Consider the following 14,359-nt stretch of genomic DNA (forward strand, 5'->3'; position numbering starts at 1 on the left):
GCCGCACACACCACCCGCAGCTCCCGGAGGCGAGACCGCCGGGAGCTGCGGTTCACACCCGAACAGACGAGACACAGCGGTAGCGCGGCACCGAGACGCTGAGACAGCCAGGGGGACACAGGCATGACGGCCGAGCTGGTCCGGGGGCAGAACCATCCCTTGCCCCACACCCGACTGGAGATCCGGGTGTCGGCCGGTGAGCCGGTCGTCGCCGGGGCGACCCTCGGCGACGAGGACGGCACGGTCGCCGGCCCCGACCGGATCGCGCACCCGGGCTCGCCCGCGCTGCCGGGCCTCGAAGTGTCGCGTCAGGCGGCGGCGGACCACCGGCTCGCCGTGGACCTCGACGCCCTGCCCGGGACCGTCCACCGGGTGACCGTGCTCCTCGCCCTGCCGGGCGGCGCGGGCGGCGCGACCCGGTTCGGCGCCCTCCCCGCACCGTTCGTCGCGGTCACCGCCCTCGACGGCACCGGGGTCGCCGGCTACACCATCACCGGGCTGGACACCGAGTCGGCCGTCGCCGCCCTGGAGCTGTACCGCCGTCAGGGCGCCTGGAAGGTGCGCGCCGTCGGCCAGGGGTACGCGGGCGGGCTCGCCGAGATGCTCGCCGACCAGGGCGTCGCCCGCCCCGCCGAACTGGCGGCCACCATCCTGGAAGCGGTCGCGAGCGGGGCGAGCCGGACGGTCGCCGCGCCCCCGGCCCGTACCGCCGAGGGCGACCGGGCCCGGCACGGCGCCGCACTGACCGCCTCCGGGGCGCCCGGCGACACCAGCCCGACCGCCCCCGCCGCCACACCCGCACCCTCACCCGCGCCAACAACGCCCGTACCGCCCGCGCCCACCGGCCCCATCAGCTACGCCCACCCGCGCCGGGCCGCCTCGGCCACCCCGCCGCCTCCGGCCGGTACCGACGCCGGCCCGGCCGCGCGACCCGAGCCGGCCCACCCGGCCGAGCCCGGCCGGCCCGCCGCTCCCGTCGCCGGCGACGCGACCGGCTGGTCCATGGACGAGCGCCTGTACAACCAGGTCTGGGGCATGTTCGAGGACCTGGCCCGGACCACCGCCGCCTACCGCAGCGCCGTCGACTTCGCCGAGTCCCGCATGGACCAGGAGCTCGACCGCGTCCTGTCCGACCCCCGCAGCCGGATCGGCTCCGCCGGGGACACGGCCCGTGCCACGGCCCGGGCCAGGCGCGACGAGCTGACCGCCCGGGCGCGCGAGGCGCTCGACCGGGACCTCGCGCAGCTCACCGCGGAGTCGGAGGTCGTGGAGCCCGCGCTCCCGGTGGCCTACGCCGGCTGGGACAACCCGGTCTGGCACGGCTACCGGGTACCGCGCGAGGCCCCGATGGCGGTGCGCCTCGGCGACCTCCACCTCCCCGAGAGCCCCGGCCTGCGCATCCCCATGCTGGTGCGCCTGCCGCTGGAGCGCGGCCTGTGGGTGGACAGCGGCCGCTCCGGCTCCGAGGCCGCCCTCGCGATGGACGACGCCCAGCTGCGCCGGCTGGCGATGGACACGGCCGTCCTGCACGCGGCCCGGCTGATCGCGGTGCACCCGGCGGGGGAGTACGCCGTCCACGTCATCGACCCGGCGGGTTCGGCCGCCGCGTCGCTCGCCCCGCTGACCGCCTCCGGTGCGCCGGCCGCACCGCCCGCGACCGGGCCCGGGGGAGTGGCCTCGGTCCTCACCCGCCTCACCGAGCGCGTGGAGCTGGTGCGGATGGCCGTCAGCGGTGGCGCCACCGACGCCCTCCCGCCCGGCCTGGACACCGCCGGGCAACTGCTGATCGTCAACGACTTCCCGCACGGCTTCGACGACCGGGCTGTGACTCAGCTGCGTTACCTGGCGGACGAGGGGCCGTCGGTCGGGGTGCACCTGTTGCTGGTGGCCGACCGGGAGGACGCCCGTGCGTACGGGCCGGTGCTCGACCCGCTGTGGCGGTCGCTGCTGCGCCTGACGCCCGTCCCGGACGACCACCTCGCCGACCCGTGGGTGGGCCACGCCTGGACGTACGAACCGCCCCGGCTTCCGCCGGGCAGCGGCATCCTCGGCGACGTCCTCGCCCGGGCGGTCGACGCCCGGACCAACTGGCGCCGCTGACCTGCACTTTTGGGGGTCCTTTTACTTTTCCCTTTACCTTTCTTTGGTCTTTGGGGTAACGTTCTTGGTGCGGAGGGGAGTACTCCCGTGCGCGGCGTGCCCGTCAGTACGGACGGTCGGACATGAGACCGGTCCCGGGGCGCCGGCCCGTGGTGTGACCGGTGGACACCGGAAGCGCCCGGGTGGAAGAGACCTCCGGCAGCGACGACGCTGATCAGTAGCCGTACGACGCCGGAGGCGCAGTGGACGTTTCAATGGGCATGTGGGTGGCGACCATTCTTGGTCTGTCCGCCCTGATCGCGGTCGACTTCTTCATCGGGCGCAAGCCCCATGACGTGTCGGTCAAGGAAGCGGGAATCTGGACGGTCGTCTGGATCGTCCTCGCCGCGCTCTTCGGCCTGGGCCTGCTGGTCTTCGGGGAGAGCCAGGCATCCGGCGAGTTCTTCGCGGGCTTCATCACCGAGAAGTCGCTCAGCGTCGACAACCTCTTCGTCTTCGTCCTGATCATGGCGAAGTTCGCGGTGCCGTCCCACCTCCAGCAGCGGGTGCTGCTGATCGGTGTGCTGATCGCCCTCGTCCTGCGCGCGATCTTCATCGCCGCCGGCGCCGCGATCATCGCGAGCTTCTCGTGGGTCTTCTACATCTTCGGCGCGTTCCTGATCTACACCGCCTGGAAGCTCATCCAGGAGGCGCGCTCGGACGACGAGGAGGACGAGTTCGAGGAGAACCGCCTCCTCAAGTCCATCGAGAACCGCTTCGGTGTCGCCGACAAGTACCACGGCACCAAGCTCTTCATCCGCAACAACGGCAAGCGCGTGATGACGCCCCTGATGGTCGTCATGCTCGCCATCGGCACCACGGACGTCCTGTTCGCGCTGGACTCGATCCCCGCGATCTTCGGCCTGACCCAGGACCCGTACATCGTCTTCACTGCCAACGCCTTCGCCCTGATGGGTCTGCGACAGCTGTACTTCCTGATCGGCGGCCTGCTGAAGAAGCTGGTCCACCTGAGCTACGGCCTGTCGGTGATCCTCGGCTTCATCGGCGTCAAGCTCGTGCTGCACGCGCTGCACGAGTCCGGGGTGCACGTGCCGGAGATCTCCATCCCGGTCTCGCTGGCCGTCATCTGCGGTGTCCTGGTGATCACCACGATCACCAGCCTGATCGCCTCCAAGAAGCAGGCGGAGCGCGAGGCGGCCGAGGGCGCCGAGAAGTCCGCGAAGGACAGCGTCGAGGCCTGACGGTCGAGGCCTGACGGTCGACCGCCCCGGCCGGCCCGGCCCGGCCGAGCCCGGCACACCGCACCACCGCATCACGGCACCGGCCGGAGCGGCCCGCATCGCGCGGGCGGCTCCGGCCGGCGCCCGTTCCGCCCGGGTCCGCCCCGGGACCGCCCGAGGGTCGCCCTGGGACCGGCCGCCCTGGGACCGGTGACCAGGCGGCCTAGGGCGTGTTTCGAAAGTCCCGTCTGGCCGGGAACGCCTGGCACGCACCCTCGCGGCGTTGTCGGCCGTCGGCGCAGCCCGCTGCGCTCTCCGACCTCCGCCTTGCGATCGCACGCACCAGACGCCCCCAGCCCCGCCCTCCGGGCGGACGACGCTACTTACGAAACACGCCCTAGGCGGCGGCCGACTGCATCACGGGCTCCGGCGCCCGTTTGGGCAGCGTCTCCGGCAGCAGGGCGAAGCAGCCCAGACTGAGCAGGGCGATCGCCGTCAGGTACGCGGCCACCGCCCACGGCGGGCCCGAACCGCCCGCCGAAGCCGTCGCCACCATCGGGGTCAGCGCCCCGCCCAGGACGCCCGCCAGGTTGTAGCCGACGGCCGCGCCGGTGCAGCGCACCCTCGGCTCGTACAGCTCCGGCAGGTACGCGGCGACCACGGCGAACATGGTGATGAACGCCAGCAGCGCGACCGTGAACCCCAGGAACATCAGCAGCGGACGCCCGGTGTGCAGCAGACCCACCATGGGGAACATCCACAGCGCGGCGGCGGCACAACCGGCCAGGCACATCGGCCGCCGGCCGAAGCGGTCGCCCAGCATCGCGACGAACGGCGTCGCCACCCCCTTGATCGCCACCGCCGCCATGATGCACACGAGCATCACCGTGCGGCTCACGCCGAGCTGCTCGGTCCCGTACGACAGCGCCCACGTGGACACCGCGTAGAAGATCGCGTAACCGACCGCCAGCGCACCGGCCGTCAGCAGCACCAGCCGCCAGTGCCGGCGGGCCACCTCCACCAGCGGGGCGTCCGCCCGACGGCCGGTCTCCGCCAGCTCCCGGAACTGGGGCGTCTCCGCCAGGGACGTACGCAGCAGCAGGCCGCCGACCGCCAGCAGGCCCGCCGCCCAGAACGGCACGCGCCAGCCCCACTCCCGGAACTGGGCTTCGCTCAGCCCCGCCGACAGCCCCAGCATCACCCCGTTCGCCAGCAGGAACCCGACCGCCGGACCGACCTGCGGGAAGCTCGCCCACAGCGCCCGCCGCCGCTCGGGGGCGTGTTCCGCCGTGAGCAGCACCGCCCCGCCCCACTCGCCGCCGAGCCCCAGCCCCTGGAGGAACCGCAGGACCAGCAGCAACACCGGAGCGGCCACCCCGAGCGTCGCGTACGAGGGCACGCAGCCCACCGCGACGGTGGCCGCGCCCGTCAGCACCAGGGACGCGAACATCACCGGGCGCCGCCCGTACCGGTCGCCGATGTGCCCGAAGAGGGCGGAACCGAGCGGGCGCGAGACGAAGCCGATCGCGAAGGTGCCGAAAGCGGCCAGCGTTCCGGCGACCGGCGAGAAGGTGGGGAAGAACAGCGGTCCCAGGACCAGCGCGGCGGCCGTCCCGTAGACGAAGAAGTCGTAGAACTCGACGGCCGTTCCGGCGAGCGATGCGGCGGCGAGCCGCACCATGGAGGGGGTACGCGCGGGCGCACCCGGATTATGACTCTGGCGCATGTCGCGCCAACTACCCGGCACGCCCCCGGGTTACGGGGGCGCGGGGGAGGCGTACGGGAGCGTCTACCAGCCGCGCTCGCGCCACTCCGGCAGCTTCGGGCGCTCCTGACCCAGCGTGGTGTCCTTGCCGTGGCCGGGGTAGACCCAGGTCTCGTCGGGCAGCACGTCGAACAGCTTGGTCTCGACGTCGAGGATCAGGCTGGCGAAGGCCTCGGGATCCTTCCAGGTGTTGCCGACCCCGCCAGGGAAGAGGCAGTCACCGGTGAAGACGTGCGGATGGCCGTGCGGGTCGTCGTAGACGAGCACGATCGAGCCGGGGGTGTGCCCCACCACCCGGCGGGCGGTGAGCTCCACCCGGCCGACCCGGATCGTGTCGCCGTCGTCGACGGGGACGTCCGTGGTGACCTCGATGCCCTCGGCGTCGTACCGCCCGGCGTACGTCCGCGCGCCGGTGGCCGCCACCACCTCGCCCAGCGCGTCCCAGTGGTCGCGGTGCCGGTGCGTGGTGACGACGGACACGATGCCGTCGTCACCGATCAGCCGGAGCAGCGTCGCGGGCTCGCTCGCCGCGTCGATCAGCAGCTGCTCACCGGTGGCGCGACAGCGCAGCAGGTAGGAGTTGTTGTCCATCGGCCCGACCGCGACCTTCGAGACCATCAGGTCCGTCAGCTCGTGCACGTCGGCGGCCCCGCCCACCTTCACCGCTCCGCTGTAGGTCATGGAACCAGCCTATAGCGGCGGCAGAACGGGAAGGGCGCCGCCGGAGACCTCCAGCGCCGCGCCGTCGCGGCGGCCCGCGAGCCAGCCGAGGAGGTCGGCGGCCGCGCCGGAGACGGTCACCGCGGAGCCCGTGTCACCGCCCGCGTCACCGCCCGTGCGCCACTCGCCCCCGCCGGCGCCCTCGCCAGCGCCCTCGCCGGCACCGACGGCGAGCAGGCGGGTGGGAGGCACGGTGGGGTGACCGGTGAAGCGGTCCGCGAGGAACGCGATCTCGCGCTCGGTGAAGTCCTGCGGCAGGTCCTCCAGCTCGTACCCGACGCCCAGGTCCACGTGGTGCAGCTCCACCTCGACGAGACGGCGGAAGGGCACGCGGGCGGCCCGGTCGGTCACGCCGTTGCGCAGCTCCACCGTGCGGTCCCAGTCGGCCGGAACCTCGCCCGCCGCCTGGAACCGGGCGGCGCTGGCGCGCACGTCGTCGAGCTGGACGGCCGGGGGGCGGGGCGCGTCGCGCTCGATGTCGGCGTCGCGCGCCTCGGCGCTGACGTACATCGGACGCCCCTGGAGAACATTTACGAGGGCGTCGGCGTTACGTGAGAGGTGGGCCAGCACGTGGCCCCGGGACCAGCCCGGCAGACGGGACGGCGCGGCCATGGCGGCGTCGTCGAGCTTGGCGGCAGCGGTGAGCAGCCGTTCGGTCGCCTCACGTACAGAGGCCAGGTCACGCACATGGTCGATCATGCCGCCGACCCTAGCGCCGCCACACGATCGGGTGAAGGTGGCAGCTCGAGGCCGGAAATCGAATGCACGTGCTATACGCTCGGTGGAGGCATCCTTGAAAGTCAGGCATCCATTTGGCGGCCCCCCGTAGGCTTGAAAAGTCTGGGACGGGGGCTGTGCCCCCGCTTCTCTCAAGAAAGGTGCGGACCGGCGTGGCCGACCGTCTCATCGTCCGTGGCGCGCGCGAGCACAATCTGAAGAACGTCTCGCTCGACCTCCCTCGTGACTCCCTCATCGTCTTCACCGGGCTCTCCGGGTCGGGCAAGTCCTCCCTCGCGTTCGACACGATCTTCGCCGAGGGGCAGCGCCGGTACGTCGAGTCGCTCTCCTCCTACGCCCGGCAGTTCCTCGGCCAGATGGACAAGCCGGACGTCGACTTCATCGAGGGCCTCTCCCCGGCCGTCTCGATCGACCAGAAGTCGACCTCGCGCAACCCGCGCTCCACGGTCGGCACCATCACCGAGGTGTACGACTACCTGCGCCTGCTCTTCGCGCGCATCGGCAAGCCGCACTGCCCGGAGTGCGGCAGGCCGATCTCCCGGCAGTCGCCGCAGGCCATCGTCGACAAGGTGCTGGAGCTGCCGGAGGGCAGCCGCTTCCAGGTGCTGTCGCCGCTGGTCCGCGAGCGCAAGGGCGAGTTCGTCGACCTCTTCGCCGACCTCCAGACCAAGGGCTACAGCCGGGCCCGGGTGGACGGCACCACCATCCAGCTCGCCGAGCCGCCCACGCTGAAGAAGCAGGAGAAGCACACCATCGAGGTGGTCGTCGACCGCCTCACGGTCAAGGACAGCGCCAAGCGCCGGCTGACCGACTCCGTCGAGACCGCGCTGGGCCTGTCCGGCGGCATGGTCGTGCTCGACTTCGTCGACCTCCCCGAGGACGACCCCGAGCGCGAGCGGATGTACTCCGAGCACCTGTACTGCCCGTACGACGACCTGTCCTTCGAGGAGCTGGAGCCCCGCTCCTTCTCCTTCAACTCGCCCTTCGGCGCGTGCCCCGACTGCACCGGCATCGGCACGCGCATGGAGGTCGACCCCGAGCTGGTCGTCCCCGACGAGGACCGGTCCCTGGACGAGGGCGCGATCCACCCCTGGTCCCACGGCCACACCAAGGAGTACTTCGGCCGGCTGATCGGCGGTCTCTCCCAGGCCCTCGGCTTCCGTACGGACATCCCCTGGGCCGGGCTGCCCGCCCGCGCCAGGAAGGCCCTGCTGTACGGCCACAAGACCCAGGTCGAGGTCCGCTACCGCAACCGCTACGGCCGGGAGCGGGCGTACACCACGCCCGCCTTCGAAGGCGCCGTCTCCTTCGTGAAGCGCCGCCACAGCGAGGCCGAGAGCGACTCCAGCCGGGAGCGCTTCGAGGGCTACATGCGCGAGGTGCCCTGCCCCACCTGCGAGGGCACCCGCCTCAAGCCGATCGTCCTCGCGGTCACGGTGATGGAGAAGTCCATCGCGGAGGTCTCCGCGATGTCCATCAGCGAGTGCGCCGACTTCCTCGGCGAGCTGAAGCTCAACGCCCGCGACAAGAAGATCGCCGAGCGGGTGCTCAAGGAGGTCAACGAGCGGCTGCGCTTCCTGGTCGACGTCGGCCTGGACTACCTCTCGCTGAACCGCGCGGCCGGCACCCTGTCCGGCGGCGAGGCCCAGCGCATCCGGCTCGCCACCCAGATCGGCTCCGGCCTGGTCGGCGTGCTCTACGTGCTCGACGAGCCGTCCATCGGCCTGCACCAGCGCGACAACCACCGGCTGATCGAGACCCTGGTCCGGCTGCGCGACATGGGCAACACGCTCATCGTCGTCGAGCACGACGAGGACACCATCAAGGTGGCCGACTGGGTCGTCGACATCGGCCCCGGCGCCGGCGAGCACGGCGGCAAGGTCGTCCACTCCGGCCCGTTGAAGCAGCTGCTGGCCAACAAGGACTCCATGACCGGCCAGTACCTCGCCGGGAAGCGGTCCATCCCGACCCCCGACATCAGGCGCCCGGTGGACCCGGCGCGGCGCCTGACCGTGCACGGCGCCCGCGAGAACAACCTGCGGGACATCGACGTCTCCTTCCCGCTGGGCGTGCTGACGGCCGTCACGGGCGTCTCGGGCTCCGGCAAGTCGACGCTGGTCAACGACATCCTGTACACCCACCTGGCGCGCGAGCTCAACGGCGCCAAGTCGGTGCCCGGCCGGCACACGCGCGTGAACGGCGACGAGCTGGTCGACAAGGTCGTCCACGTCGACCAGTCGCCCATCGGGCGGACGCCGCGGTCCAACCCGGCGACGTACACCGGAGTCTTCGACCACGTCCGCAAGCTGTTCGCCGAGACGATGGAGGCGAAGGTCCGCGGCTACCTGCCGGGCCGGTTCTCCTTCAACGTCAAGGGCGGCCGCTGCGAGAACTGCGCCGGTGACGGCACCATCAAGATCGAGATGAACTTCCTCCCGGACGTGTACGTCCCCTGCGAGGTCTGCCACGGAGCGCGGTACAACCGGGAAACCCTGGACGTCCACTACAAAGGCAAGTCCATCGCCGAGGTGCTGGACATGCCGATCGAGGAGGCCCTGGACTTCTTCGAGGCGGTCCCGACCATCTCGCGTCACCTGCGCACCCTCACCGAGGTCGGCCTCGGGTACGTCCGCCTCGGCCAGCCCGCCCCGACGCTCTCCGGCGGTGAGGCGCAGCGCGTGAAGCTGGCGTCCGAGCTCCAGAAGCGGTCGACGGGCCGCACGGTGTACGTCCTGGACGAGCCGACCACCGGTCTGCACTTCGAGGACATCTCGAAGCTGATCACGGTCCTGTCCAACCTGGTCGACAAGGGCAACTCGGTGATCGTCATCGAGCACAACCTGGACGTCATCAAGACGGCCGACTGGGTCGTGGACATGGGTCCCGAGGGCGGCAGCGGTGGCGGCCTGGTCGTCGCCGAGGGCACCCCCGAGCAGGTCGCGGCCGTCCCGGCCAGCCACACCGGCAAGTTCCTCCGGGACATCCTGGGCGCCGACCGGGTCAGCGACGCCGCCCCGGCGGTACCGGCGGCGCGGAAGCGGGCGACGGCCAAGAAGACGGTCGCGGCGGTGGACGGCGCGACCCGCAAGACCGCCTCGGCGAAGACGGCGAAGACCACCAAGGCGGTCAAGCCGAAGAAGCAGACGGCGAGCCGGTCGGCCAAGGTCTGACCACTCCACGGTGACGGCCCGCCGCCCACACGGCGGGCCGTCCCGTCCGTCGCCGCCCCGTCAGGGCAGCGGGGTGAGGCGGGCCGCCAGCGTCGGGAACGAGCCGGCGCACACGATCCGGCCCTCGTGATCCGCCGCCTCGACGAAGTCCCGCAGGGACGTGCTCGCCGCCAGGCGCGGCGAGACGTCGCCGACGATCGCCAGCCGTACGCCCTGATCGGCGAACGTGCCGGCGATCCCGGCGGCGACGCCCGTCCGGAGCGAGAAGAAGTCCTCGCCGAGCCGGTCCACCGGCACGACGACCAGCCCCGCGCCGCCGGCCATCGCGCGCCCGATGAGGTCGAGGGCGCCCCGCCGGCCGGCCAGCGGCGGGCCGCCGGGCGCGCAGACCAGCGCGGGCACACCGTGCAGCGGCAGCACCGCGTCGGCCGTCACCAGCTCCGCCGCGTACGGCGGCTCCGCGCCCGGACGGGAGCAGGTGACGGCCGACGCGCGGGCCGCGAAGGACAGCAGGTCCGCCCAGGCGGCGGCGTCCAGCGCGGCCACCGGGCGCGACCCCAGGCCGTGCAGCAGCGCCGCGTTCACCGTGTCACCCGCGCCGATGGTGTCGGCCACCGCCACCGGAACCGCCGGCACCGACACGGTCAGCCCGCCGGTGAACACCGTCAGCCCGCCCGCGCCCTGGGTCAGCACCACCGCGGACGGCCCCTTCGCCAGCCACTCCTCCGGCGAACCGCCCAGCCACCGCGCGTCCTCCTCGGACAGCTTCAGCAGCGACACGTACGGCAGGCGCTCCACGAACCGCTCACGGTGGCCGTCCGCGTCCGCGACCAGCCCCGGCCGGACGTTCGGGTCCAGCAGCGTGAGCACCCCGCGCCCCGCCTCCCGCCGCAGCAGCGCGTCGTACGCGCTCGCGCCCGGCTCCAGGACCAGCGAGCACGTCCCGAAGGCGACGGCCCGTACCGTCTCGGGCAGCTCGCCGGGCAGCTCGAAGAGCCGGTCGGCGGTGCCCTCGGCGTAGAACGAGTACCCCGCGGAGCCGTCCGCCCCGACCGAGGCCACCGCCAGCGTCGTCGGCTCCGGACCGCGCTGTACGAGCCCGGTCGCGACCCCCGCCTCCCGCAGCCCGGCCAGGAGCGCCTCGCCGAACGTGTCCGTGGAGACCCGGGAGCAGAACGCGGCATCGGCGCCGAGCCGGCCCAGCGCCACCGCCGTGTTGTAGGGACCGCCGCCCCGCCGCGGCACCAGGACCGGCAACGCCCCCGGCCCACCCGGCGGCTCCGGCCCCGACAAGGGCTCCGGCCCCGGCTCCCCCTCGCGCGGCGACCCCGGCGGGGCACCGGGAACGAGGTCGATCAGGGACTCTCCGGCGGCGACGATCACGCGCCCGAACGTAACCCATCAGCCCCGCGGCCGACAGCCCGGAACCCGGCCGTTGGGCCACCCATCTACCCCGGTATCGTCGGGTCCGTCACCACGCCCCCCAGCCCACCGTGGAGCCCCCATGCCCGGCCAGCCGCCCGCCCGCCGTACCGTGCTGAAAGGCGCCGCCCTCGCCGGTGCCGCCGGGCTCGGCGCCGCTGCCTGCTCCACCGAGTCGAAGGTCGGCCACGCCGCGGTCCCGACCCCGACCGCTCCCGTCGACCTGGGCGCGGCGGACGCGGTGCCCGTCGGCGGCGCCAAGCTCTACCGCGAGCAGCGTCTCGTGGTGAGCTGCCCGGCCAAGGGCCAGTACAAGGCGTTCAGCGCCCAGTGCACCCACGCGGGCTGCGTCTTCGACAAGGTCGAGGGCACCGAGGGCAACTGCCCCTGCCACGGCAGCCGCTTCGACGTCACCACCGGTCAGCCGCTCAAGGGCCCGGCGACCGCCGCCCTGCCCGAGGTCCCGGTCAAGGTCACCGGCGGCAAGCTGGTCGCCGGCCCCGACGCGTAGGTTTCCGGCCCGCCGGCCCGCCGGCCCGCCGCCCCGCCGCCGGCCCCCCGCCGGGCTCAGTCCCAGTCCCAGTCGATCCCCAGGATCCCCGGGCGCACCCCCTGCTCCACGAAGTGGACCGTGCGGTGCCCGCTCAGCGTCAGATCGCCGCGGGCCCCGCGCGGCGCGCCCGCCGCCGACTGCGCGAAGCGCCGGCACCGCACCGGCAGGGCGTCCTCGTGGAACCGGACCTGGAGGACGTACTGCCCGCCCGCGAAGCTGAAGCCGCGTACGTACTCGCCGCTCACCCCGCCCGTACCGTCCTCGAAGCCGTACCCGAAGAGGTACGTGTCGCCCGCCCGCAGCCGCGCGTCGAACAGCAGCTCCGCGACCACCACCCCGGTCCCGCGGTGCCGCCGCACCCGCCCCGTGCGACAGTTCTCGCCCGCCCGCACCACCACCCGCTCCGCGTCACAGCCGTCGTCCCCGCGGTGGATGGCCAGGTAGCGGTCGACGCCGTCCCGGTGGGCGCGTACCACCTGCTGCGAGTCCCGGCCGACCAGCTCCCGCCCGGGCCCGATTCGGACCCGCTCCTGGTGCCCGACGGTGTGCAGCCCGCCGTCGACGGGGGACTCCAGCTCCGCGATCAGTGCCTCCACCGCGCCGGAGGCCTCCAGCAGCGAGCGGTACGAACGGGCCGCCGGCCGGGGCCGGCCCCCGGACCCCTCCGCGCCCGGCGCGGGGTCGCCGAGCAGCCGCAGCAGGGACTCACCGGGCAGCTGGAGCAGCTCCTCCAGGGCCCGTACCGCCTTCAGCGACTCCGGCCGCTGCGGACGCCGGGCGCCCTGCTGCCAGTAACAGAGGCTGGTCACGCCGACCTTGATGCCGCGGTGCGCGAGATGGTGCTGCACCCGCTGAAGCGGCAGCCCGCGCACCGCCAGCGCCGCGCGCAGCGCCAGGTGGAACGGGCCGGTCTGCAGGATCTGCGCCAGATCGGTCTCGGTGTGTCCCATGGGAGTCCTCGGTGAACGTTCACGACGGGGCGGGCGACTCCGGGCCGGTGGCGACGGTCGGGCAGGTGGGGGCGGGGATCCGTTCACTCGTCAACCAGTTACGTTCACAGCGCGGCGTCACCCCGCATTGAAGCGTGTTGACCTGCCCCCGACAACGCTCGATGCTCCCAGCAGCGTCCGGACGCGATCCTCCCTCCCCACATCCCCAGGAGGAACGCGATGCGCCCATCCCCAGGAACGGCCAGACAGTCCATCCTCGCGGTGCTCCTCGCCGCCACGACCACCCTGCTCCTCCCGGTGCCCGCCGCCACCGCCGGGGAGCGCGCCACCGCGGCGCCCGCCGCCAAGCGCCTCGACATCACCATGCAGGCACAGCTGAAGACGAACTGGTGCTGGGCCGCGGGCGGCAACACCATCGCCACCTGGTTCGGCCGCTCCCACTCCCAGAACCAGTTCTGCAACGCCGCGTTCAACCGCCAGCAGGGTTCCGACTGCCCCAACTGGCAGGCCACCCTCGGCAACGTCCAGACCGGGCTGCGCTGGGCCGGCGTCAACCCCGGTTCGTACGTCGACGGCTGGTTGCGCTACTCCACCGTCCGGACCGAGATCGCCGCCGGCCGCCCCGTCGAGACGCGTATCCAGTGGGCGAGCGGCGGCGGCCACATGCACGTGGTGTACGGGTACGACGACACCAACAGCTGGGTCTACTGGGGCGATCCCTGGCCCTCCAGCGACCGCTACAACTGGGCCTCGCACGCCTGGTACACCGGCAACGGCTCCTTCTCCTGGACCCACTCCCTCTACCGGACGGGGGCGTGAGACCCATGACGTCACGCCGTCGCACGTTCCCGGCCGTGGTGGCGACGACCGCCCTCGCCCCCGTGCTGATGCTGCTCTCTGCGCCCTCCGCCGTCGCCGCCGGCACGCCGGACGCCGCGGTCGGGGCTCCCGCCACCCTCGACACGCTCTCCCGGTTCTTCGCCCGCGACGGCGCGGTGAGGCCCGCCGCCCGGCCCCGGATCGAGGGCCCCGCGGTCCCCGTGCGCGTCCTGTCACCGGACTTCGTGGCCGGCCGGGCCGGGGCGCCGGTGGCGCGCGTCGAGTTCCACGCCGCCATGGCGGTCTCCGCGGACGGGCGGAAGGCGTCCGTGTGGACCGCCCGCCGGGGTGCCGGAGGCTGGCAGGTGGTGAACATCGCGACCGGGGACGACGAGATCCGGTACGCGAAGGAGGGCGCCCGCCGGCTCCCGGGCGGGACGGTGTTCCGCGAGCCCCAGATCGACGCCTGGTACGTCCGGCGGGGCGCCGAGGTGCTCCCGCTCGACGAGGACGCGGTGCGCGCCGTGGGAGCGGGCGGGACCACGCTCGCCGCCTACCGGGAACGGGTCGCGGCCGCGTACGGGGACAAGCTCCCCGGCTCGGCGTACGCGCGCCGGGGCGCCGCCGGCGGGTACGGAGGGCCCGCCGGCACCGCGCCCGGCACGGCGCCCGACGCAGCGCCCGGTACCGCGCCCGGTACCGCCCCCGGCACGGCGTCCGGGGAAGCTCCGGCCGGCCCCACCGCCTGGGCCGCCGCCGCCCTGACCGCCGTACTGACCGCCGCCCTGGTCGTCGCCAGGAGGGTGCGCCGCCGCTGACCACCCGCCCCTCGGGCGGCGCCCTCCCCGGGCCCCGCCCCCGCCCACCCCGTGGAGCGCCCCCGACCCCACCGGAGGCGCTCC

General features: G+C 73.4%; 11 protein-coding genes. 6 read left to right on the top strand and 5 right to left on the bottom strand.

The window, feature by feature from the left end; translation table 11 throughout:
• Positions 1 to 123 precede the first annotated feature (123 nt).
• Both EIZ62_RS25165 and EIZ62_RS25170 read left to right on the top strand, forming a co-directional pair.
• The gene (locus EIZ62_RS25165; RefSeq protein ID WP_156694957.1) at positions 124 to 2,100 is read left to right on the top strand and encodes a TerD family protein; all 1,977 of its coding nucleotides are present in this window, start codon (positions 124 to 126) and stop codon (positions 2,098 to 2,100) included.
• A gap of 260 nt (positions 2,101 to 2,360) precedes the next feature.
• Positions 2,361 to 3,341, top strand: a complete 981-nt coding sequence (locus EIZ62_RS25170) for a TerC/Alx family metal homeostasis membrane protein (RefSeq protein ID WP_425281887.1) — start codon at positions 2,361 to 2,363, stop codon at positions 3,339 to 3,341.
• 376 nt (positions 3,342 to 3,717) lie between these two features.
• Here EIZ62_RS25170 and EIZ62_RS25175 read toward each other — a convergent pair whose 3' ends face one another.
• The 3 genes from EIZ62_RS25175 to EIZ62_RS25185 all read right to left on the bottom strand — a co-directional run bounded on the left by EIZ62_RS25175 (position 3,718) and on the right by EIZ62_RS25185 (position 6,504).
• Positions 3,718 to 5,001, bottom strand: coding sequence for an MFS transporter (locus EIZ62_RS25175; RefSeq protein WP_156696593.1), 1,284 nt, complete (start codon positions 4,999 to 5,001; stop codon positions 3,718 to 3,720).
• A 108-nt stretch (positions 5,002 to 5,109) separates the two neighbouring features.
• Entirely contained in the window at positions 5,110 to 5,766 is a 657-nt protein-coding gene (locus tag EIZ62_RS25180; RefSeq protein WP_156694959.1) for an MBL fold metallo-hydrolase, read from the bottom strand.
• 9 nt (positions 5,767 to 5,775) lie between these two features.
• Entirely contained in the window at positions 5,776 to 6,504 is a 729-nt protein-coding gene (locus EIZ62_RS25185) for a maleylpyruvate isomerase family mycothiol-dependent enzyme (protein ID WP_156694960.1), read from the bottom strand.
• A gap of 191 nt (positions 6,505 to 6,695) precedes the next feature.
• Here EIZ62_RS25185 and uvrA point away from each other — a divergent pair, with 191 nt between their 5' ends.
• Positions 6,696 to 9,713 (top strand): excinuclease ABC subunit UvrA, encoded by a 3,018-nt coding sequence (uvrA, locus tag EIZ62_RS25190; RefSeq protein ID WP_156694961.1) that lies wholly within the window; start codon positions 6,696 to 6,698, stop codon positions 9,711 to 9,713.
• Positions 9,714 to 9,773: 60 nt separating this feature from the next.
• On the opposite strand, the gene EIZ62_RS25195 is transcribed toward uvrA, so the two are convergent.
• Positions 9,774 to 11,096, bottom strand: a complete 1,323-nt coding sequence (locus EIZ62_RS25195; protein ID WP_156694962.1) for a PfkB family carbohydrate kinase — start codon at positions 11,094 to 11,096, stop codon at positions 9,774 to 9,776.
• Between the two features lie 121 nt (positions 11,097 to 11,217).
• Here EIZ62_RS25195 and EIZ62_RS25200 point away from each other — a divergent pair, with 121 nt between their 5' ends.
• On the top strand, positions 11,218 to 11,646 hold the full coding sequence (locus EIZ62_RS25200) for a Rieske (2Fe-2S) protein (RefSeq protein WP_156694963.1): 429 nt from the start codon (positions 11,218 to 11,220) through the stop codon (positions 11,644 to 11,646).
• A 56-nt stretch (positions 11,647 to 11,702) separates the two neighbouring features.
• On the opposite strand, the gene EIZ62_RS25205 is transcribed toward EIZ62_RS25200, so the two are convergent.
• Positions 11,703 to 12,638, bottom strand: a complete 936-nt coding sequence (locus EIZ62_RS25205) for a hypothetical protein (protein ID WP_156694964.1) — start codon at positions 12,636 to 12,638, stop codon at positions 11,703 to 11,705.
• Between the two features lie 219 nt (positions 12,639 to 12,857).
• Here EIZ62_RS25205 and EIZ62_RS25210 point away from each other — a divergent pair, with 219 nt between their 5' ends.
• Both EIZ62_RS25210 and EIZ62_RS25215 read left to right on the top strand, forming a co-directional pair.
• Positions 12,858 to 13,457, top strand: coding sequence for a papain-like cysteine protease family protein (locus EIZ62_RS25210; RefSeq protein ID WP_156694965.1), 600 nt, complete (start codon positions 12,858 to 12,860; stop codon positions 13,455 to 13,457).
• A gap of 5 nt (positions 13,458 to 13,462) precedes the next feature.
• Complete coding sequence (locus EIZ62_RS25215; RefSeq protein WP_156694966.1) at positions 13,463 to 14,275, top strand: hypothetical protein; 813 nt, start codon at positions 13,463 to 13,465, stop codon at positions 14,273 to 14,275.
• Positions 14,276 to 14,359: the final 84 nt, after the last annotated feature.

The sequence above is a fragment of the Streptomyces ficellus genome, assembly GCF_009739905.1.
In the GTDB taxonomy this organism is placed as follows: Bacteria; Actinomycetota; Actinomycetes; order Streptomycetales; family Streptomycetaceae; genus Streptomyces; species Streptomyces ficellus_A.

Coding starts and splice junctions, on each gene's coding strand:
- EIZ62_RS25170 (WP_425281887.1), top strand. CDS start 2,361: ATGTGGGTGGCGACCATTCTTGGTCTGTCCGCCCTGATCGCGGTCGAC.
- EIZ62_RS25200 (WP_156694963.1), top strand. CDS start 11,218: ATGCCCGGCCAGCCGCCCGCCCGCCGTACCGTGCTGAAAGGCGCCGCC.
- EIZ62_RS25185 (WP_156694960.1), bottom strand. CDS start 6,504: ATGATCGACCATGTGCGTGACCTGGCCTCTGTACGTGAGGCGACCGAA.
- EIZ62_RS25215 (WP_156694966.1), top strand. CDS start 13,463: ATGACGTCACGCCGTCGCACGTTCCCGGCCGTGGTGGCGACGACCGCC.
- EIZ62_RS25180 (WP_156694959.1), bottom strand. CDS start 5,766: ATGACCTACAGCGGAGCGGTGAAGGTGGGCGGGGCCGCCGACGTGCAC.
- EIZ62_RS25205 (WP_156694964.1), bottom strand. CDS start 12,638: ATGGGACACACCGAGACCGATCTGGCGCAGATCCTGCAGACCGGCCCG.
- EIZ62_RS25175 (WP_156696593.1), bottom strand. CDS start 5,001: ATGGTGCGGCTCGCCGCCGCATCGCTCGCCGGAACGGCCGTCGAGTTC.
- EIZ62_RS25165 (WP_156694957.1), top strand. CDS start 124: ATGACGGCCGAGCTGGTCCGGGGGCAGAACCATCCCTTGCCCCACACC.
- EIZ62_RS25210 (WP_156694965.1), top strand. CDS start 12,858: ATGCGCCCATCCCCAGGAACGGCCAGACAGTCCATCCTCGCGGTGCTC.